We start from the raw sequence: 21,565 nt of genomic DNA, 5'->3' as shown, positions 1-21,565 counted from the left end.
GAAATAGCCAGCTTTAGTTGGCTCCCTTCCCTTGATACCTTTCTTGGATACCTCGGAAATAACTCGAACACACACCTTTACTTAACATTTATATTTCCATTATTCTAGAAATATCATATAATCTGAGTTGTGCCCCCCAGCATACAAAGGCCAGTGGAAACCATGAAAAAGAGCCATCCAAACGCCATTCAGGCAGCCAATGAAGCGGTAGAGTGGGGGCTTGCCCATGGCCTGGCTTTCAAATCTAGTCGTGGCTCAGCGAGCCATGTTCCTTTTAGCCTTACCCCAAGTACTATCGCCCTGGAACGGTTTGAGACGTTAAAGAAAGCAGTACCCCTATTGGGAAAGCTGATCCATCAAGTCTCAGAAGATCACCAATTTCTTCACGAAGCTATCAGGCCTGTTGCACATGGAGACCCGTTTTTCGGTGCCTTACTCGCCATGCATGGTCAAATAAAAAATGCGCCCCGCCTCCCCCTCCTGATTATGAGAAGTGACTTTATGGACGATGAAAGCCAGGGACCAAAGCTCATTGAGTTCAATGGAATCGCAGCAGGAATGGGGCCCTTTGGGCAGCGTATTTACGAGTTGCACCAATTCATCCGCTCGCAAAGTCCTGAGACCTATTCCGATTGGCCCAATACTTCGAACGGCCAACCTATAGAGAACCCAGCAATTGAGCGACTCTCCCAAGGCCTTGCCGATGCGACAAGAGCCATCAAAAGCGAGTTTGGAGATGGTGGCAGCCCAACATTTCTAATGGTGATACAGGAGCATGAAGACAATGTCTTCGACCAACACCTTCTTGAATATGCCTTAGCTGAAAAAGGCATTCGTACGGTACGAAAGACCTTTTGTGAACTCAAAGCGGGCCTGGTAACAGGCCCCAACAATAGGCTCTTGCTGCAAGGAGTAGGCCCTGTAGATTGCGTGTATTTACGAGCCGGCTACAACTACTGTGATTATGTCGCCAAAGACCTGGATAGCGAGCGCTGCTGTGAAACACTGATGCAATCGCGAATTTTGCTTGAGAGCCATCGGATCGCAATTAATGCAACCGTAAGCCAACAACTGGCTACCAGCAAGCGTGTACAAATGATCCTTTCGTCCATGTCAGTAGAAATGCTAACCGGATTCAATGTATCCCAGGATGAAGCGGTTTTAATCAAGTCATTACTTGGCGACATGCAACCAATTTCATCAGAAACGATAGAATGGTTCGGTCAGCAGAACGCCTCTAAGTGGGTGCTCAAAAATCAGGGAGAAGGCGGCGGGCACTGTGTCTTTGGCCAGGATATCAAGCTGAAACTCAAACAGCTCTCAGTAGACGAATACCCTGCCTGGGCACTAATGCCACGCTTGAGCCCGCCCCCTAGAAGCAACCCCGCCCTGGTAGTCAGAGACTCTGAATTATATTTAGTAGGCGATTTAATCAGTGAAATAGGTATGTTTACGGTTCATTTCAATGGTCAACCAGCTACTTCAGAACAAGGTTTTGCCGGCTACTTAGTTCGAAGTAAATCCTCTCAGGAAATGGAGGGTGGCGTGCATAGTGGCAAGGGCGTTTTAGATTCACTGATATTCAATATCGCATGACAACATCACAAGCATTCCGTAAAAGGATCTCTTGGCACCATAAATCACACTTCAAAGCGGATGAAAATACATTAACAAAACCTATTATGGCTATTCGTTACATGATATAGATCATATTGTAGAGGCGCCTAAGGTCCTTGCTCCAATGATAGAACCAAACCACCACTCATGTAGCTCGATGAAAGCACATGGCGCTGAGGAACTATCCCATCATAATAAGGGATTTTATATTGCTGGTATTAAATCCTATGGTCGGGCACCTACTTTCCTAATGCTGACGGGATATGAGCAGGTTCGCTCTATTGCAGATGAGCTGGCAGGAAATTATCAAGCTGCTCGCAGGCTGGAGTTGAATTTTCTTGGGGATGACACCAGTATCTGCCAGAAAAATGAAAACCGTGTTTGCGCTAAAGAATCAGCAGCATCAAACTGCTGCTAGTAACACAGAATGCCCCAACAGGTCCTAAATTTGGCAATCAATAATCCTAGCAATTGATTACCAAGACCTGGGCCAATAATACCCCCTTTCTCCCATAGATCATGTCGTCTTCCTCGACCTAGGATACACTCCAAACTATTGCGCCAACAGGCGGTTCAGTAATTGCCTAGTATTAATGAACGAATAATGACACCTAAAACAGGTTCATGACAGATTCAATATTGACCCCAAATTTTGCCTGACAACCTCTTAATCGCAGGAATAAATCGGTGAGCGATACACTAAAAAAAATGTTCAGAGGAATGAGCAACCTGGCGGACACTGCTAATTTTCCAATCTCAAATATTCAGCACCTCAAAATATTAGCTGGAGTCACAACAATACTACTTTATCGAGTATTCATCCTACCCTGGCAGAAAACTAAAAAACAAAAGCTATTAGAAACACTTGATCAGCTAAAAGACTTAAAGATAAACCTACCAAGAAAATGGTCAAATGCAGGGGGAGATGACAACTTTTTTCTCAGCGATGGAGACCTCTCGTTTTTTGAGCAGAATGGATATCTCCCCCTTTCCAAGCAATTGACAAAAAGGGGGCCGAACAACTGAAGGTACTGGCCCTAGAGGAGTACGACAGTGATTTCCAGGGTACTTGTTATTTGGGGCAGCATATTCCCCAAATAGAGAAGAAACATGGACGCTGGTCAATAGACTATGCGGGATTGTACCAAGCACTGCGACTTAAGCCATTTCGGGAGTTGATCCGAAAGCCCCAAATATCCCAACGTCTCGCCAGCCTTCTCGGACATGAAGTTTTGTGTTGGCGCAGCCAGTTCTTTCATAAATTACCAGGAACCGACGAAACCCCTTGGCACCAAAATGCAACTTTTAGAGAGGCCGGGAAATATGCGAAGTTACAACCTACTCAAGAAACTTCTCCAGCAATAATCCAACTAAATGCTTGGGTTGCTCTCACAGATTCCACCCCCGAAAATGGATGTTTGCGGATACTGGCAGGCTCCTTTACCGACGCCAGGATCGACTATCTTTATAATTTTACGCCCAATAACAAGATATTCTACTTATCCTTACTACCCCTGTCGCCAGTTTATCTATACCACGCAGTAAAGGTCGCTTTTTATGGAAGGACGTTTAACAAAAGTGCTCTTGTCCTATTTACTGCTCTCAAGTTGATTGGAGAAGATTTCTTTGACCAGTTCGAAGTAAAGGATATTAAGATGAAGGCTGGAGAGTGCTTGATTTTCTCATCATTAAACATGCATGCCTCATACCCAAACAGCAGTAAGACTCAAGGGCGATTTTCCTTTGTAGCAAGATGCACTGCTAACCACGTAAAAGTAGCCCCTTATGGCAAGGACATGTATTCAACTGACGAGGGTTTAATTGAATATGATATTCCCGACGTCAGCACTTTCCAGGTCTACGGCAATGATACCTATGGCTACAACAAAATCCTTAAGGAATAACCAACCTCTTAGAGCTTTGTCAGGTTTTGGATATAGGCATGTCGCACTACAGGGAAAGTTACAATAAGCTTTGCCAGAATACGAACCAACTCTATATTCACCCAGGCATTTGAACTAATAATTCGTCTAATAATTTCTGTCTTCCGGATAGTCGCCGCGCCTATTTTATGCCTCTCATCAGAATAACTATCTACTGTGCCGTTTATAATGGCATCAACCGCAGCTATCGCATCGGCAATACCCAGGTTCATACCTTTACCACCTACCGGAGAATGGCAGTGAGCGGCATCTCCCACTAAAAGTACGCGCTGGGAGCGATAACTTTTCGCCTGGCGAATGGAAATTTGAAAACTACCGGAACGGCGGATATTACTGATGTTTAACGGTTGATGTAAGGCTGCTAATGCATCTGGCTGGGTAGCAACTACTCTTAATCGCTGCTTCCCCATGGGCAAAACAATCGTAAATTGATTGCCGGGCTTCTGAATATCTACACTAATCAAGTCAGGGTCACACTTCTCCTCTGTGTCCACATCAGCAACCCCCCAGGGTTGTGGCAAATCTATACCCGGAAAGGGAATGCCCAGCTTTTCACGAATTGTTGAATGAACTCCGTCAGCAGCAATTAACCAGTCAAAGCATTCGACACTGCCGTCAGACAGGGTGACTTCCACTCTGTGCTCACTAGAGCCCACCTCAGTAGCGGCAATACCGTATTCAACTACAACACCCTGCGTGAGCAGAGCGTCCTTCAAGATCTCCTCAGTGCGATTTTGCGGTAACCCAAAGCCCACATACTCTTTATATGCATCGCCCCGGTTGTCCAAAAATAACAGCGGCCTACCCGCTTGAAGATATTGAACTTTGCAGAGTCGCATCGCCTCAGAGACCAAATTATCTGAAACACCAACCTTAAGAAGGCGCCTGATGGTGCAGGGAAAAATACCGACTGCCCGAGAGAGTTCACTGGGCTTGCTACGGCGTTCAACTATTCGGCATTTGATTCCATAGAAAGACAAAGCACAAGCTGCCGCCAACCCCGTTGGACCCGCACCAACCACTAACACCCGGTCTATATGGCTCACTGGTACCATTGCACCCTGTCGTAGAACTCACTTCTATTGTAGAAGCCAGGGAAAAAGCAAGGCACGGCCATCATAGAAGTAAGCTCACCTGCTGTGATAAAATCGCAATTTCAGGGCACCCCTCATATGATCGACCTCAGTATTTTACCCGCCTTCTTGATCGCAGCGATTGTTCTAGCGGCCTCCCCTGGTCCTGACCTACTGTTAATATCTGCTTACTCTTCGGCTCGCGGATTTACTGCAGGAGCAATGATCTCATTGGGCATTTTTACTGCCGGGATGGTGCAAACGGCGCTAGTTGCTCTCGGACTCGGACATATTATGCAGACGATGCCTCTGGTAGCACTGGTAGTAAAACTGGTAGGCGCCGTATATTTAGCTTGGCTTGGATTGTCACTCCTTCGCAATTGGCGTTCAAATAAAGTGACAAAAAATAACCAACCAGATACCGTGGTTCTGTCGGCAACACAGCTGATCGCCCGGGGCTTACTCAACAACCTAATGAACCCCAAAGCCCTACTTTTCTTTAGCCTTTTCCTGCCTCAATTTACCGTGCCATCCCAAGCAATCACGACCCAAATCCTTGTATTGGGCGTACTCTTAAGCATTACAGCGCTGGCTTTTAACACCCTGGTATCTCTATCGTTTAGCAAGCTGGGAAAATCTCTTGCTACACAGGCCAATATTCAGCGGCACCTGGATGGTTTTCTTGGAGTTATTTTCCTCGGCTTGGCCTCTCGCCTGGCTTTTGACCGCTGATTTTTTATAGTTTTATGGACGACAGGAAGCTTTCTGTGAAAATATAGCGGCAGTCAAAGTACTTTCAGCAGTCCAGCGGAGAGCTCAATGCGAATAGCGGTCCTGTCTGACATCCATAGCAATATTTATGCCCTCGATGCCATTGTTGCTGATCTAAAAAAGAGAGGCGCCGATCTAACGGTGAACCTGGGTGATATTTTATATGGCCCTATTGCGCCACGACTCACCTATGAACGCTTAATGGAGCAAGGTTACACGACTATTCGCGGTAATCAGGACCGGCAAATATATGAAGCCACACCTACCGAAATAGAAAGCAACCCAACCCTGCAATTTATTCTGAAAGACCTTGGTGTTGAACCACTATTATGGATGAAGCAGTTACCACCCAGCTTACAAATCACCGATGAAGTCTTTCTTTGCCATGGAACACCCAGTAGTGACCTCATATATCTGCTAGAAGATACCAGCAGCGGCCGCCCCCAGATACGTTCCAACCATGAAATCCTCAACCTCCTTGGAAAGATTCCCTCAAAAGTCATTCTATGTGGGCATACACATCAACCACGCTGTATCTCTGTCAGTAGTGGCCAGCTGGTCTTAAATCCAGGCAGCGCTGGGCTACCTGCTTATACTGACAGTGAACCGCAACCCCATATTATGGAAACCTTTAGCCCCCATGCGAGTTACGCCCTGATAGAGAGAAGCAAAAATGGAGCCTGGAGCGCAGAATTTTTTAAGGTAAGTTATGACACAGATAAAGCTGCCCGAGCTGCTATTGCGCAAGGGAGAGATGACTGGGGTTTTTATCTGTCAACCGGAAGAGCCAGCTAGGTAAGTCAGCTTACACAGGACATTGGATCAAAAGGAAAGTCGCTAAATGGAAGATTATCGCCCTTGGGATATGGAACTAAATACCTTCATAATGCTGCTTCATCTAAGTCAATTGGCTTGGATCGTAATTCCTGGTGCTGGTTTTGTTTTACCCATTATTATGTGGGCAACAACAAGGGACCGCTCTCAAGAAATCGATAAACACGGCAAGATGATATTTAACTGGATGTTAAGCCTGCTTATCTATTCTATAATTTCCGTCATAATGATATTTTTTGTTATCGGTATTTTGGGGCTGATTGCATTAGCAATAATCAATGTTATATTTATTGTGATTGGTGCAATCCGGGCCAATGAAGGCCTATTCTGGCGCTACCCACTCAGTATTCGGTTTTTTGGTTAATTAACCGTTCTTTTCAGATGGAAAATCGGGAGAGCACCTCCCGATTTCCCTTGGCTATAAGCCAGTAATCTCTACAATTACTTTCAGCAAATTAGTGCCGATTAGTAGTAACCAGAGAGATCATCAGTGATAGGACCGAGAGCACGGTAAGCGTTTGAAACGTCTACGCCGTTTGAGCGCTCACCACAGGCCAAGCCACCACACTCGTACCAGTCAGGATCAGAGAACCAATCGTACTGGGTAACGTTTTCGCCGTATCTCCAAGGGTAAGCCATGATGGTAGAGAACTTGTTGTCTACACCGTGACCCATACCGTAAGAGTAAACGCCACCAGAGGTATCACCCTGCTTGGTTGAGTGAACCAGACCCATATTGTGGCCCAGCTCGTGAACGAAGGTGTTATAACCACAGTCAACGCCAGTTACGCTGTAAGCACGCTCTTTTGCGCTGGAGTACATGGTGCCATTGCTACCCTGTCCAACCCAGGCAATACCACAGGTAATGTAAGTATTGCCGTCGATTACGGTTTCTTCAGCTTTACCCAGGAAAACCACCATATCCGCCTTTTCAGAGGATCGCCAGTTATTCACAGTGTTGTGGAAGGTAATCAGGTCCAGGGTCTCTTCGTTTACACGAAAATCTGAACTGGAAGCTTGCCAGGTGTCTACCAGGTTCAACTGGATATCAATACCATTCCTTGAAAAGGAATTGTTGGCATAGCTGATATAGTTATCGATTTTGGCTGAGATATCACCGGTATACTCCGCAGCTGGTGCAGTGTACATAATAGCGATATCGACAGTATCGGCACTCGCAGCGCCAGAAACGGTCAGTGCTGCAATAGCAGCAGCCAGGCTTTTCTTCAGGTTCATTATAAGACTCCTTTTATTATAATAAGTAGTGCACACTCCTCCCCCAGCAATTAAATAAAATTGCTGCCCAAAGGAGTAACAATACGCTTTTAATACCCTGACTCGATCAAAAAGCTATCCCTAGCCTTTTAACCGCCTGAGGAGACGAGCCCCCGGTATCTGCAGGATTTTCTTGGGCCTTCCTTTGCCTGACTATTAACTCAAAGCATAATTACCTTGAATCAATTTCTTCTTATTTGAAGTCGTTTAGCGGAACATCGTCATCCGACCAGGTCTTTTCACGAGGTGCTTCCGAGGACATATCCTTATCGTGTTTCTCTACGTGGTTTTTAATTAATGCACCATTAGGCGCTATCCACGCATAACTACCCTGAGCTTCCATAGTATATGATCCGGAAGGTAAGTTTAGTTGTGCATAAACAGAATTTGCTCCGAGCGTAAAAGTTGCGCCATGCAGGCGAGTCATCCCCGGAAAATTTAATTGTAGGCTTTTGTTGCCGCTGGCATGCTCTTCGATACTGCCAACCTGAGCATCGTAATCACCTTCAATACCTGGCAAGTCAATGTCGACGTAATCACCAACAGTGAGATTCCGGAGCATATCAATATCCAGCTCGAGATAGGTTTCACCATTGAGATCTACGGGTAGGCGACCATTTTCATGAAGAGCTTCCCTGGCCAGCTCTGACTCAACCCAAAGTGCTTTTTCTTCATCACTTTCGAGGAGCTCCTCTTCACCCACCTGAACCTCCTCAGGTTTAAGCGGCTCTGCTTTTTGAGCAGATTTACTGATAGCTGGCTTGGGCTTTTCTAGCTCAGCGACTGGTTTTTGACCTTCAGATTGGCTTTTGGCCCAAACGAAATACCCTGCTGCCACTGCAATGGCGACGAGAGGAATTATTTTTCTCACAAGCTTTTCTCTCAAAATAATGCTACGTGCAACGGCAAAGCACGTCCTATCGACAGCTTAACCAGCCCTACCTCATGTTGGCATCTTTACGATTCTTAACATTCGATATTTAGTTGAGACGATCGATCCTAATTATCACGCAGCTTTTTTTTGGGAAATTTTTCACATAATTTTCATAAAAATTGAACAGAATCTAAATTATTTTTCAAAACTGTGGGGAACGTCGGAATTAAAGCAGACATATTTCACGAAAACCCTTTTTACACCAAATTAGTTCAAGCCAAATACCAGTGGCGAGATTCCCCCAAATACGATCAGGAGTCACCTACAAAAAACCAAAAAATAAGTTTCACAAGAAACAAATTTGGTAGATTTTTAAGCAGAATTAATAATTTCAGTGTACGAAAGGCAATAGAAGAAAAAAGTTGAAGCTCAAATTTCTATTCCATTTTGGAATGGAATTTTCTGTGAGAAAAAGTGAATATAAGGACAAACTGGAAAATCGTAACTAGGCAGGCAATTCAGACAATCTATTTATTCTTGGCTGGGTAGAGATAAAGCTGTGCGCAGTGACTTCAACGCACAGCAATTAATTGGCCAATGACGACACTGTTACTCAACTCGATAGCGCAACAACACCAAATTATCCAGGACTATGTTTTTTGACCAGATAAATTTAGCTCCACTGCCATAAAACTGTTCCCGAAAATTCATATACGCGTTTTTATTGTCCACACCTATCTGCTGCTCCGAGTACTCTGTCGCATAAGGCCAAGAAAGATAGCGATCGTCGACTTTCCAATTTTTCGGAATATCCCAGTGCAGAGAATAGACTTGTGCACCTGGTTTTGGGGGCCTCTCAGCACAGTCCGAGGAGGTTCGCTCTTCTCCCCGCTCTTTCAAGCACCCCAAATCATAAATAGGTGCTGTATAAAAAGTTTGTGCATGCCACTTTGAATTCGTCTTGGTACCATCTGAAAAGCTTGCAATAAAGCCACCGTCACCGGCATGGGTGCGGACACCTCTGTTACTCTCTGTGCCTTCCCCTAAGTTCTCCTCCCAGTCAACCGCTTTTACAGCGATATCGTAGGGTCTCTTCACCCTGAACTTAACCACACTGGAGTTAAACGGCGTAAATGGAACCGGATCAACAGCAACTAACTTGCCATTGATATATAGCTCAAAATAATTGTCGGCAAAGATATAACCGGTAACCACCTCACCTTCTTTGTCGATATCGACCACCGGTACCTTTGTAAGATCAATATCATCCAATGAGGATGGAGTGACCCCAGAGCACTGGTTATAGAGATCCGCAGCAAAGTACCGCTTGCTGTAATTCACTTCAGCCGGAACGGTAAAGGCTTTGCCCTCTACCTGCTTCACCCCCATTGGCGACAACCGGGAGCGACCGGAAGCACAGGAAAACAGGTTCTCCGTTTCTACTTTGGCAGAACCCCCAGCCACCACCCCATTGCTCGAGTAAGGGTTTTCCAGAGACCAGGCATTTGCCGTAATCGATATAAGGCCCAGGAAGGCCGCCTGATATCGTTTTCCCATCGTTCCAACCTCCTTTCAAGAGACAGCTTTAGTCAGAAGCTCACCAAGCTGTAGCCCTATTAATCTGACAAGCTGCAAGCTTAATGATTTACAAAGTAATCAAAATGCACTTTTCACCTTCTATATAGAAAGCTAACACAGTAAGAGAGTAATAGTTGCCGGGGTCAACAATTCTTAACCCAGTAGCCGAGGCAGCTTTAAGATTATTTACACGAAAGGGGTAAAACAGAGGGGGTTAACGGCACCCGGCCTTAAGCAGATCGGGTGCCGTTAAAGAAGGGCATTAAGCGGGCTTGGTTCGCACCCACTTATGATCAAAGAAACCGCTGACAAAGCCAGCCAACACTATAGCCATCAACAGTAGCCATATCAGCTTTTCCGGCTTATCACTGGGAGTCGGCTCTGCAACCTGCTCCAGCTTCTGGCCACTGACCTGTTGCGCAGCATTGGCGCTGCTAACCTGAGGGTTATCCAATACCTGGGCATTGGCCAGGGCCGCAAGGCCGAACCCTAGTGCCTGCTGATTGACGAATTCCTTGAACTTGTCATTGTCGGTAGCCACATCAAACTGATTTGCCAGCTCGGTGTAGGTCTCTACCATTTTCTCCAGGGTTTCAGGCTTCGCATCCCAATATCCCTTGCGCACCGCTTCCAGCATTCGCTCCAACATCTGGGCCAGGGCCTCGGCATTGTGCTCTTCGAAGAATTCGCGCATGTCCATTTCATATTTGTCATCCACGTAGACTTCAAACATTTCCTGCCATTGGTCGTCGCGAATGGTTTCCGGGGTCATTACTTCCCAGCCCCACATATTGTTGACGCGATCCAGGATAGCGGTAGCGCCTGCGTAGCCGGAATCCTGCATCGCCTCAATCCAGCGGGGGTGGAAGTAACGGCTGCGCATTTCCTGGTTGACGAACTCCGCAAGGGTTTGCGCTTTTACGTTATCTTTGCGACGCAAATTGGAAACATACATTTCCGGCGTGGCGCCATCCAGATTGCGAACCGCCAGACCGATACCGCCAAAGTATTGGAAGGGATCGTCATTGGTCATCATGGCGTAGAGGTTGGTGGAGCGGGAAAAAATCACCCCATCAGTGCCAGACAGCACTTTGCCGTACAGCTCAACACTGCGCTGATCCTCGCTCCAGCGGGATTCATCTTTACCATAGGCAAAGCCCATACGGCGCATATAGAGGTCAGCGAGCTTGTCATCCCCCTCCCAACTGTCAGAGGCCAGACTGGCGGCGGCAAGGCCCGTTCCATAGTTGCCGCTTTCATTGGAGAAGATACGCACCGATGACAAATAGCGAGCATCCTCTTCACTGTTGCCGTCTTCCAGCAGCTGCTGTTGCAATGCCTGGCTGTGGCGGTAGACAAAGTTATTGTCTTCTTTCATCTGCGCCACTTTATCAATGGCTTCTGCCAACCACAGCATCACGTTGGGGAAAGCATCCCGATAAAGGCCTGTCGCAGAGATTACGACATCAATACGCGGGCGCTTTAATTCCGAATAGGGAATAACTTCTGTACCGGTAACATTGCCCTGCTGGTTCCACTTTGGTTTTAGGCCCAGGGCGTGCAGGATCTGGGCTTCCAGGGCTCCCTGGTGGCGCATGGTTTCAAGGGACCACAGGGAGAATGCCAACTTGTCCGGGAAGCGGCCGTGCTTTGCATGGTAGTCAGCAATGGTCTGGTCCATCAGCTGTACACCAGCTTCATAGGCTTCCTTCGACGGCACCTTAGCCGGGTTAAAGCCAATCAGGTTGCGGCCGGTGGGCACCGCCTGCGGGTTGCGAATCGGGTCACCCCCATGGCTTACAGGAATATAGTTACCATCGAGTGCCGACATCAGGTTTTCCAGCTCGGCAATTTTGGCAAAGTTATCGGAGTATTCCCGGGCCTGATCCAACTGGGCCTGCAAGGGCTCAGGAACCTGCTCCAGCTCACCGCCCTCCAGGAAGGTATCCAGCAACTGGAACCCCGCCTGCGCTTCCAAAGCCACAACATTGCGCTCGTCCCGGGTTTGCTCTTCCGGCAAACGCAACCCGTGCTCCGCCTCATATTCATCCGCTGCGGTGATAAACCCTTCACCCAACATTTGAAGCATGGTACTGGTGAGGTGTTCGGTCTTTGGCAACTGACCAAAACGATGGATGCCCAGCGGCTGGCTCATCTCTGCCAATTGACCCAAATGATCCTGCAAGCGGCTCAGTTGGCCATCAAAATCCGCACTTAAGGCTTCAGCACTGATTTCCAGATCCTTGAGCATATTGAGCTCTTCGGCCAGACCGATAATACGCTCTTGGGTATTAGCCCGGGTCTGCCCCTCAGACAATACCAGGTAATTGCCAATTAACTCGGACAACTCAGCCACTTCCGCATATAGGCCTGCTTTCGCAAAGCCTGGGGTCAAGTGGCTGATCATGGTGGCACGGCCACGGCGCTTGGCCTGCATGGCCTCTCCCACGTTATCGATAATGTAGGGGTAGAACACCGGGATATTTCCCAGGGCCAAACTAGGTGCATCGTAAACCGACAGACCCCGCTCTTTGCCACTGAGCCACTCCTGGGAGCCATGGGTTCCCAGGTGAATATAGGCATCGGCACCAAAGGTTTCCCGCGCATAGAGGTAAACCGCCAGGTAGGCGTGGTTCACCGGGGTTTTCATATCGTGGTAGAGGGAAGAGTGATCCTTGGCATTGTCCGCGCGAACGCCTTGCGGCAACACAATCAAATTGCCGAGGGTCATCCGGGGAATAACAAATGCAGGCTCGCCGTTATGTTCGGCCAACATGGCATTGTCTTCCGGCTTGCCCCAACGCTCTACAATAGGATCCCGCACAGTTGCAGGCAGTTGGTCAAACCAGGCTTGATAGGTGGACAGCGGCATCCAATCAGCCAGCCCTTTATCGATCAAGGCTACGCTGTCTTCGCGACGATAATAGGGGCGCAACAACTGCCCGGCCCAATCGATAAGGGTTTTTGAATCCCTGATATGTACCTCATAGCCTCTTTCGCGCATTGCCTGGGCAATCGACTCAATCGAGCTGGGTACATCCAGGAAAGCCGCACCGATATTTTTTTCCCCGGGCGGGTAGTTCCAAATAAACGTTGCCACCTTTTTATTGGTGTTGCTTTGATAAGCGAGGGAGGCGTGATTCCAGGCGCGCTCTATCAAGGCCTGCATCTGTACATCCATCACTACTTTATTGCCGTCTTTATTAGCAGCGATAATCACCGGATCGATGCTGCCAGTATCTTCAGGCATTACCAGGAAGAATGGAGTCAGGGATGGAGATACACCGCTATTATCAGCAAAATATTCTTCTTCACTGCCCTCGGTGTAATTAAGCGCGTGAATAACCGGCACTCCCAACTTCTCAAATTCAGCGCGACGTTTGCTGACATAGTGCAGGGAGCGGTAATTAATCATCAAGTCGACACGGGTATTGCCGCTATCAGTTTGCAATAAGTCCGGATAGGAAAGCGGCAAGTCTTCACCTTCAAAGAAGAAGGCAAAAGCTTTGGCACCTTTAGACTCAAGACCATCCAACAGGGTATCGACAACCTGTTGCTGTTCATAATCCACCACGGAGCGATGGATAGCCACGGCAATCACTGGTTGCTGCTCAGCGGGCTTTAACCAGTCAAAGAAAAATTCCTCTTTGTCGGTGACAAGCTGCTCCAGGCGGGGATGATAAAAACCCACCTTGGGTACGATTATCGGTGCCGGTACTGAGCCACTGGAAAGGTCAAATACCTCTGCCGACAAAAACTGCATCATATGCCGGTAGTTATTGCGGCCCGCATTATTAAAATAAGCGGCTATCGCCCGATGCTCGGACTCTGCCAACCCCTGGTTCATGGACTTATTATCTGCATCCCCCAGGGAAATCACCGGAACTTGCGGATGCTTGGCCAGCATTGGCTGGAACTTGCCAAACATAAAGGCAGAAAGCGCTGGATTGATGCCATCCAGCATTATCAGTTCAGCGGAAGACCAAGCTAGATCGATTTCCTCATCGCTCTTACCTTTGCTGTTAAAGATCTCCAGCTCAAAGGGTTGGTCTGCAGAGAGATCAGTCAGCAATGTACCTTTTGCCTTGGCCGTGTGGCTCGACATCATCAAGAGTACTTTGGGTTTATCGCTGGCCTGGGCAAAGGTTGCAAAAGCCAAGCTCATCAACAGACACACAAAACGTGTCCATAGTTTATTACGCACCACTAATTCCCCCCGAAGCTTTTTCACCGGCGGGAGCATCTTTACCTTCCCCTTCCGGTACATAAACCAGGCTGCCATCGGCCATCTGGTAAGCCACTCCCGCACGGGTGCCCTCCCCTGAGCCAATTTCCCCGGTGGATTTGTATTGTTTGATTTCCTTACCGTCCTTGACGATCACTTCCATATTGGGTTCGCCGGCATTTTTAATCACCGTGACCTTTTCATTGGAAAAAACGTTCAACGGATTTTGCGCAATGGCAATCAGCAGCGCGGCGATAATGACCAGAAACACATCGATCAGGTTCACCGCGCTCAGAATAGGATTCAGTTCTTCATCTTCGTCGAGGAAGCGCATCAGTCGGCCTCCTTCAGCTTGCGGATATTGATCAGCTCAGAGGCGAACCAGCGTTTTTTCACTGAGGCAGGCCAGAAGGTAATCGTGGAGATCACCAAGCCCCAGATCACAGCGGCGAAAGCAATAATCAGGTTTTCACTGATTCCCTGGATATTGCCATCGGCCAGGGCGCGAAGTGCCGGCCCCATGGGAATCATGGTGGCAATCAAACCCAACATGGGCGCGATCCGGGTAGCCATGCGCAACAGTTCCAGTTTTCTCAACGCAAAAACTTCCAATTCGTCGTCACATGCCAAAGGGTTGTTCACGTAAAAGTTGTGTACTTGGTAGCCCGGCAGGCGCTCAACCCGACCTTGCTTCAATGCCAACCGATAGGCTCCGGCATTTTTGCGGCGAAGCATCCACAGTGAAATAAAGCGCCCTGCGGCATAAAGCGAGTAGATAAAAAGTACCAGGATCGCCAGTAATACTGGGGCCATAAACAGGTCGGCCACATCCGCCATTAAGGTCTCAACTGATTGAATATTCACTGTAATCCTCCCAAGCCCCGCTATTGATGCCGTTCACAAATTTGAGCGGAAAGTACCCAAAGAAACTTTTAAGGTCAAATTTAATCTAATTGATATTGATTCGCATTTAGCTTTACATTTTTATAAGTATCCATATAATCTCGCTCCGAACTGGTCGACAAGACCAAGCGAAAGGGCACCACAGAGACCCTTACGAGCAGACCGAATCAACGACATCAAGGAATTCACCATGAAACGTCGCCCACTAGCAGCGGCCATTTTGGGCTTAGCCTCCGCCTCAAACCTGTACGCAGAGACCCCGACCTCTCCGTCCAGTAATGAACTCGAGCTGATCGTCGTCAGCGGGCGCGCAGAAAAACCCCTGAAAGACGTTGCGGGCAGCGTTTCCGTGGTGACCAATGAAGAAATTGAGCAGCTTCAGCTCAATGACATGAACCAGTTGTTCCAATACGAGCCCGGTGTTGAAGTAACCGGTGAGGCTGGCGGCGCGCAGAATATTCTGGTGCGCGGCATGGGCGGTGACCGTGTACTGATTATCAAAGACGGTATGCGGGTGAACGAGGGTTATGGCGCCAATGGCCAAAACGACATTATTGGTCGCGGCTTTATTGAAGTGGACACCCTAAAGCAGGTTGAAGTTGCCAAAGGCGCAGCCTCCTCCCTGTACGGTTCAGACGCCCTTGCCGGTATCGTAGTATTCACCACCAAAGATGCTTCCGACTACCTGGAAGATGGCGAGCAGTTTGGCGGATCTATCAAGACAGGCTACAACGGCATCACCAGCCAGCACAATGTTTCCCCTACCCTTGCCCTGCGCACCGGCAATTTTGAGCAACTGCTGCACACCACCTTCCGCGATGGTGAAGAACAACAGAACTACGACGAAACCCAGGACCCCTTCGAGATTGAATCGAAGAGCATCCTGTACAAAGGTAAATACAACCTGGGTGGCGAAGACTTCATCAGCTTCAGCATCGACCACTGGAACCAGGAAACTGTCGGTGACAGTGCCGATGGCCTGCTGTATTACTTCCGCGGACTGGCCGACTACGGCTACAACATCGTCGCTGAACAATCTGTTTCCGACAAAGAGACCACTGCATACCAACTCCGCTACCACAGCGAGACCCCAACTGCGATTTACGATCAGGTAAATATCAGCTTGTACAACAACAAGTCTGAACAGGAAGACGAGCAATACGGCCAACTGGACATCAACGCCCCCATGTTCGGTGTGATCGAAATCCGCGATATGTGGGAAACCGGCCTCTACCGCCAGGACACTATCGGCCTGCTGTCCAACGCCAGCAAAACCCTGAATGAGACCCACACCCTGGGTTACGGTCTGGACCTGGAGCAAACTGAGAGCGAGCGTACCGTTCACCAATACCGTGAAGTTGCAGGTAGCTCCACCCTGGACTCCACCACCGAGAAATTCCCAGAAAATGAAGTGGCTCGCGCCGGCCTGTTTATCAATGACGAAATGTCATTCGCCAATGGCCAGCTGACCGTTACCCCGGGCCTGCGCTACGACTGGTACGAAATGGACCCCAACGGTGCATTGAAGTCTGATGACACTCCATTTGCCACCATTGAAGAAAGCAATGTTTCCTTCAACCTGGGCGCGCTGTACCGAATCAATCCGAAACTGTCCGCCTTTGCCCAATACGGACAGGGCTTTAAAGTGCCGGCCTACGATTTAGCCTATATCGAGCACTACCTGCAGCCGACCTCCAGTTACATCTACGAGGTTCTGCCCGCCGACGATCTGTCACCAGAAACCAGTGACACCTTCGAACTCGGCCTGCGCGGGCACCTGGGCCCGGTAGCTTTCAGTACTGCAGCGTTTTATACCGAATACGATGATTTCCTGGAAACCACTTTAATTCACCAAGAATTTGTAAATGGTGATGACGGCAGTTTCTCCCATGTATTTGAACAGTACCAGTACCAGAACATCGAATCTGTCACCATCAAAGGTATAGAGGCGAGCGCCAGCTGGTACCTATCTCCAACAATCGAGTTGTTTGCAAATGCCAGCTACCAGCGCGGCGAAAACGACACCACCGGTGAATACCTTACCAGCATCAGCCCACTTTCTGGCGTGGTCGGTGCAAGCTACAGCGGAGCCAAACTCTCCAGCCAGGTACTGGTTCGCTGGGCAGACCGTATGGAAAAAGTGAACGACGGCGCTACTGAAACTGCCGGTTATGGCACTGTAGACTGGACCCTGGGTTATCAGTTAATGGACTCCATGTCTGTGAACTTGGCGATTAACAACCTGATGGATAAATACTACGTTCCCTACCTGAATGTTGCAGGCTGGGATGAAGATAGCGATCTTTCTGTCAATGCGGCGCCGGGGCGTACTTTCTCTGCGTCAATCAGATACGATTTTTAATTAACGAGTTTTACACTCTCCTATCTCGCAAATAAGTCCCTTGATGGCCGTACTCCCATGCGGCCTTTTTTTATTTTGCAGCATCAAAAAATACAATTAATCCGTGTAAATCTTCTCCATCATTTCTTTCACTTCCGCCTGGTATAGCCGCAACGCCTTTAACAGCTCAAGCCTGAACAGCGGCATATAAAGCAAGTACACTAGCTGATAAATTGGGTTCGCAGAGTGCATTTTGAAATAACACTGTCTCTCCCAGTGACTTGCCCCACCCTTCATTTCGGTAATGGTGTAACTGAAATGGCCCGTGATGTGTTTAGTAATTGGTAAAAATAATAGAACCAGCGCACCACCGTAAATCGTCTTCCCCTCCCAGGAAATTTTATTGGGCCGCTCATAATTTATTAATTGATGTTTCATTACGTGGTAGCCAGTAATCCCCCAATATTTTTCGATCGCCACGCTACCTAAAGTGGACTTATCGCCCCCCAGATTGTATTCCGCAAATAAAGTGTTCGGATATTTGCTTTCCCAATTTCGCAGGTCTACCACATAATCAAACAAGGCTTCGGGTGGAGATTGTATAATGGCCGCATTTTTGTAGAAGTAGGACTTGTCTTTAAAATACAGCACCAGGCAAATCAACACATACAGAATAATTACCGCATACATGATGTCTAGTATCATCAACTGCCTCCACCACTAAAAAACTTAATACCGGCACTGATATAAATGAACTAGAAAGTCACAAGCCTAATTATAGAAGAATAAAAAAATGCCATAGCTTTACGGCCTGAATTCAAAATAAATAAAGATAACAATCAACTTGAGAGGGGCGATTAAATCCTCGCAGAATTGGACATAAACTTCATGGCCAATCGGTCTGCAAATACCGTCACCCGGCGCGGCTGGGCCCGGCTTGGGGGGAACAACATTTGAAGTGGTACTGGCGGTGGAGTGTACTTTTCTAACAGGCGAACCAGCCTGCCCGCCTGAATATCCGGCCCTACATCCAGTTCCGATTTTAAAATAATGCCACTTCCCTTCAGGCACCACTGACGAGCCAGTTCCCCGTCATTGGTCACCCGGTCACCGCGCACCACCACAGTTTGCTCACTTCCCGATCCATCGCAGCCGCCGAGAAAGCGCCAGTGGTTATCCAGATTTTCACCGAAACGCATTACCAGACAGTTGTGACCCTTCAGGTCCCCGGGCTTTTGTGGAGTACCTCGCTCTTGTAAATATCTGGGAGAAGCGCAGAGGATGCGCTGCTTTTGGCTCAAGGTCCTGACCCGAAGTGAACTGTCGGTGATTGCGCCGAAACGCAAGGCAATATCAATACCCTGACCGACAATGTCCACATAACCATCCGATAACAGCAATTCAATAGAAATAGTCGGGTGATCCAGTAAGAAGCGGTCAATTTCCGGGGCCACAATCGCACGCCCCAAGTCGCAGGGGGCACTTACGCGAATACCACCGGACAGGGTCTGTGCTCCTAATCGAATACGGCTTTCAAGGTCATCCACTTCACCCAGAATCTGTTTAGCACCCTCAATCAGGGTACGCCCTTCCTCTGTCAGGCTAATTGCCCGGGTTGTTCGATTCAATAACACCACACCGAAGTGCGACTCCAATGCCGCAAGGCGCTCGGAAACCCTGCTGGAAGATAGGCCCGAGTCCCGCGCTGCGGCGACCAGACTACCTTTATCAACAATTTGCAGGAACAACTTGAGATTATCTATCAGCATTGATCGGAAATATCGAATATTAACTTCTATTAATTGCAGTTTATCCGGTAAATCAAAGCAACCACAATACCCCTATCGCAGCCACTACTGCACAGTCACAAACTTACACCAGGGAGTTTCGGTATGGATAACAGTATTCGCATCGGACACATTGCGCTCTCTTTCCACGAGGCCAGCGCCCGGGAAGTCGCCAAGGTTCTTGAGGCTCACGGCCACCAAACCAGCTTCAAGTCCGCCCCCCATGAGGCGGCCTTCGAGCTGTTAAAAAACGGGGAAATCGACCTTTTAACTTCGGCCTGGCTGCCCTCCAGCCACGAGGTCTACCTGAATCCCCTGCTGGACCAGGTCGAAAAAGTGACCGTGCTGTATGAGCCCTACTGTATCTGGGGTGTGCCGGATTATGTGCCCGAAAAAGCAATTGCCAGTGTTGATGACCTACTCAGCGAACCTGCTCTCACCCGTATGGATCGCCTGATCCAGGGAATTAATCCCGGTGCCGGTATTAGCCGCTTTTCCACTGAAATGATTCATGCCTATGGTCTTGATAAGGCAGGTTACGAATTCCGACCGGGAACAGAAGCAGACTGCTTCAACCGTTTTGAAGACGCCGTAGCGCAGGAGCGCTGGGTAGTGATTCCCTTGTGGCACCCGCAATTTCTCCACAACCGCTACACCATCCGCGCACTAAAAGAGCCCAAAGGGCTTCTCGGCACTCAAGATGAAGCAACGCTCATCGTGCGCAAAGATGCCAAACAGAAAATTGGCAGCGCCGCCCTGGCTGCCCTGTCCCAGCTTTATATCGGCAACAAAAAGCTCAGCGCCTTGGAAGATGCGCTGCGCAAACAAGCCAAAAACTGAGACACAGTAAAATTTAAGGAAGTCGCAATGAAGTCCCCAAAAATACTATTTGCCGCTCTGGCTCTTGCAGGTGTTGGCAGCTTAGCCACCAGTGTCACTCACGCAGCTGAAGCGGAGTCCCTGCAAACAGTCACTGAATTCAGCGAATCCCGCGCTGCCGGTGTCACTATCACCCCCAATGGCCGGGTACTGGTCAGCATGCACCCACTGGATGCGCCAAAACTAAAAGTACTCGAGGTAATGGCCAACGGCTCCAAGCAACCCTTTCCCAATCGAGATTGGGCGGATGGGCCTGAACAGGGTGAAGTGGGCTTTGGATCAGTAATTGGCATTCACTCTGACAGCAAAGGCATCGTCTGGATCTTGGATATGGGCGCTGAAAATACACCCGTCCAACTTGTCGCCTGGGACAGCGTCAATAATAAACTGCACCAACAGATTGAAATTTCCAAGTCAGCATTAGTAGAAAATTCATTTCCGCAGGATTTTGCCCTGGATGAAAAGCGCCAAAAAATCTACATCGCCGATATGTCCTTCGGTAATTTTAACGGCGCGACCAAACCGGCAATTATTGTCGTCGACCTGAAAACCGGACGCTCTCGGCGTGTACTGGAAAGCGCTAATGAATTTATGCCGCCAAAGCAGGATCTCATCATCGGTGGAGTTTTGCTAGCGGCTAAAACTGAAGGTGATACGAATAAAAGCCTGCACTTTGGTCTCAATCCCATTGCCCTGGACGACAAGTCTGAATGGCTCTACTTTGGCAGCCTCAGCGGCGATAAAATCTTCCGCCTTCCTGCTGCGCAGTTGGCGGACGCCGATATTTCCGAGAGTAAACTAACCGCACAAATTGAAGAGTTTGGCCCCAAAAACCCCAGTGATGGCATTGCAATGGCACCGGAAGGTGGCGTGCTGGTTACCGACCTGCAGAATAACGCCATTGGACTGACCACCCAGGGCAATTACCAAATCCTGCTACAGGACAAACAACTCTCTTGGCCTGACAGCCTCGCTATTAGCAATGGCTGGGTATATATCACCCAGGATCAGCTTCACCAGCATCCTGCTTTCAGTTCTGGCCTTGGTAATGCCAAGCCACCCTACAAGCTGATGCGCTTCCGCTACACTCCATAAACTCCCTCTCACCGCCAGGAGATAGTTACCCTGGCGGTTTTTTATTAACGTCGAAATAAATTCACCAGTAAACTCAATACCAAACTAACGATAATCATCGATACAATTGGAAAGTAAAAACGGGTGCGCCCCGACTCCACACGAATATCTCCCGGCAAGCGCCCGAACCAGCTGAATAACCCTGGGGAAAAGTGCAATAGCACCCCAACCAACACTAAAATTATTCCTGCGATAATCAACCAGCGGGACATCTATTCACCTCCCTACAGAATGATTTAACACCCTGACAATTACCCTGGCGTACTGCCTGGACATTCCCCAGTGACTACTCTATCTATGCTCAATCCCGAGACAAATCGATAGAGGCCAT

General features: G+C 48.4%; 20 protein-coding genes. 10 read left to right on the top strand and 10 right to left on the bottom strand.

Annotated elements, in window-relative coordinates; genetic code table 11:
* Positions 1-162 precede the first annotated feature (162 nt).
* From QT397_12325 to QT397_12310, 4 genes are all read left to right on the top strand, one after another.
* Positions 163-1,596, top strand: a complete 1,434-nt coding sequence (locus QT397_12325) for a glutathione synthase (GenBank protein WNZ58080.1) — start codon at positions 163-165, stop codon at positions 1,594-1,596.
* Positions 1,597-1,774: 178 nt separating this feature from the next.
* Positions 1,775-2,035 carry a hypothetical protein gene (locus QT397_12320; GenBank protein WNZ58079.1) on the top strand — a complete coding sequence of 87 codons (261 nt, stop codon included), beginning with the start codon at positions 1,775-1,777 and terminating at the stop codon, positions 2,033-2,035.
* 269 nt (positions 2,036-2,304) lie between these two features.
* Positions 2,305-2,643, top strand: coding sequence for a hypothetical protein (locus tag QT397_12315; GenBank protein WNZ58078.1), 339 nt, complete (start codon positions 2,305-2,307; stop codon positions 2,641-2,643).
* A gap of 50 nt (positions 2,644-2,693) precedes the next feature.
* A complete protein-coding gene (locus QT397_12310) occupies positions 2,694-3,521 on the top strand; it encodes a phytanoyl-CoA dioxygenase family protein (GenBank protein WNZ58077.1) in 828 nt (275 codons plus the stop codon).
* 8 nt (positions 3,522-3,529) lie between these two features.
* Here the strand turns inward: QT397_12310 and QT397_12305 are convergent, their stop codons facing one another.
* A complete protein-coding gene (locus QT397_12305) occupies positions 3,530-4,606 on the bottom strand; it encodes an FAD-dependent monooxygenase (protein WNZ58076.1) in 1,077 nt (358 codons plus the stop codon).
* A gap of 126 nt (positions 4,607-4,732) precedes the next feature.
* Between QT397_12305 and QT397_12300 the strand changes: the two genes are divergently transcribed.
* From QT397_12300 to QT397_12290, 3 genes are all read left to right on the top strand, one after another.
* Positions 4,733-5,365 (top strand): LysE family translocator, encoded by a 633-nt coding sequence (locus tag QT397_12300; protein ID WNZ58075.1) that lies wholly within the window; start codon positions 4,733-4,735, stop codon positions 5,363-5,365.
* An 87-nt stretch (positions 5,366-5,452) separates the two neighbouring features.
* Entirely contained in the window at positions 5,453-6,199 is a 747-nt protein-coding gene (locus QT397_12295; GenBank protein ID WNZ58074.1) for a metallophosphoesterase family protein, read from the top strand.
* A gap of 46 nt (positions 6,200-6,245) precedes the next feature.
* Positions 6,246-6,602, top strand: coding sequence for a DUF4870 domain-containing protein (locus QT397_12290; GenBank protein WNZ58073.1), 357 nt, complete (start codon positions 6,246-6,248; stop codon positions 6,600-6,602).
* A gap of 101 nt (positions 6,603-6,703) precedes the next feature.
* On the opposite strand, the gene QT397_12285 is transcribed toward QT397_12290, so the two are convergent.
* From QT397_12285 to QT397_12260, 6 genes are all read right to left on the bottom strand, one after another.
* Entirely contained in the window at positions 6,704-7,474 is a 771-nt protein-coding gene (locus QT397_12285; GenBank protein WNZ58072.1) for a zinc-dependent metalloprotease family protein, read from the bottom strand.
* A gap of 232 nt (positions 7,475-7,706) precedes the next feature.
* Positions 7,707-8,384 carry a hypothetical protein gene (locus QT397_12280; GenBank protein WNZ58071.1) on the bottom strand — a complete coding sequence of 226 codons (678 nt, stop codon included), beginning with the start codon at positions 8,382-8,384 and terminating at the stop codon, positions 7,707-7,709.
* Between the two features lie 612 nt (positions 8,385-8,996).
* Entirely contained in the window at positions 8,997-9,944 is a 948-nt protein-coding gene (locus QT397_12275; protein WNZ58070.1) for a hypothetical protein, read from the bottom strand.
* A 283-nt stretch (positions 9,945-10,227) separates the two neighbouring features.
* Positions 10,228-14,169, bottom strand: coding sequence for a cobaltochelatase subunit CobN (cobN, locus tag QT397_12270; GenBank protein ID WNZ58069.1), 3,942 nt, complete (start codon positions 14,167-14,169; stop codon positions 10,228-10,230).
* Positions 14,162-14,524, bottom strand: coding sequence for a DUF2149 domain-containing protein (locus QT397_12265; protein WNZ58068.1), 363 nt, complete (start codon positions 14,522-14,524; stop codon positions 14,162-14,164). The genes cobN and QT397_12265 overlap by 8 nt, the downstream gene beginning before the upstream one ends.
* Entirely contained in the window at positions 14,524-15,054 is a 531-nt protein-coding gene (locus QT397_12260; GenBank protein ID WNZ58067.1) for a MotA/TolQ/ExbB proton channel family protein, read from the bottom strand. Before QT397_12260 ends, QT397_12265 begins: the two co-directional genes overlap by 1 nt.
* A gap of 229 nt (positions 15,055-15,283) precedes the next feature.
* On the opposite strand from QT397_12260, the gene QT397_12255 reads away from it, so the two are divergent.
* Complete coding sequence (locus QT397_12255; GenBank protein WNZ58066.1) at positions 15,284-17,455, top strand: TonB-dependent hemoglobin/transferrin/lactoferrin family receptor; 2,172 nt, start codon at positions 15,284-15,286, stop codon at positions 17,453-17,455.
* A 96-nt stretch (positions 17,456-17,551) separates the two neighbouring features.
* Here the strand turns inward: QT397_12255 and QT397_12250 are convergent, their stop codons facing one another.
* Complete coding sequence (locus QT397_12250; GenBank protein ID WNZ58065.1) at positions 17,552-18,139, bottom strand: SRPBCC family protein; 588 nt, start codon at positions 18,137-18,139, stop codon at positions 17,552-17,554.
* A gap of 152 nt (positions 18,140-18,291) precedes the next feature.
* Positions 18,292-19,203: a LysR family transcriptional regulator gene (locus QT397_12245; GenBank protein ID WNZ58064.1), complete on the bottom strand. Its 912-nt coding sequence runs from the start codon at positions 19,201-19,203 to the stop codon at positions 18,292-18,294.
* A 123-nt stretch (positions 19,204-19,326) separates the two neighbouring features.
* On the opposite strand from QT397_12245, the gene QT397_12240 reads away from it, so the two are divergent.
* Positions 19,327-20,061 (top strand): glycine betaine ABC transporter substrate-binding protein, encoded by a 735-nt coding sequence (locus QT397_12240; protein ID WNZ58063.1) that lies wholly within the window; start codon positions 19,327-19,329, stop codon positions 20,059-20,061.
* A 27-nt stretch (positions 20,062-20,088) separates the two neighbouring features.
* Entirely contained in the window at positions 20,089-21,195 is a 1,107-nt protein-coding gene (locus tag QT397_12235; protein WNZ58062.1) for an L-dopachrome tautomerase-related protein, read from the top strand.
* A gap of 44 nt (positions 21,196-21,239) precedes the next feature.
* Here the strand turns inward: QT397_12235 and QT397_12230 are convergent, their stop codons facing one another.
* Positions 21,240-21,446 (bottom strand): DUF2905 domain-containing protein, encoded by a 207-nt coding sequence (locus tag QT397_12230; GenBank protein ID WNZ58061.1) that lies wholly within the window; start codon positions 21,444-21,446, stop codon positions 21,240-21,242.
* Between the last annotated feature and the right edge of the window lie 119 nt (positions 21,447-21,565).

Source organism: Microbulbifer sp. MKSA007 (assembly GCA_032615215.1).
Classification (GTDB): domain Bacteria; phylum Pseudomonadota; class Gammaproteobacteria; order Pseudomonadales; family Cellvibrionaceae; genus Microbulbifer.
The sequence above is the reverse complement of the archived record's forward strand: the minus strand, read 5'-3'. Positions and strand labels throughout refer to the sequence as shown.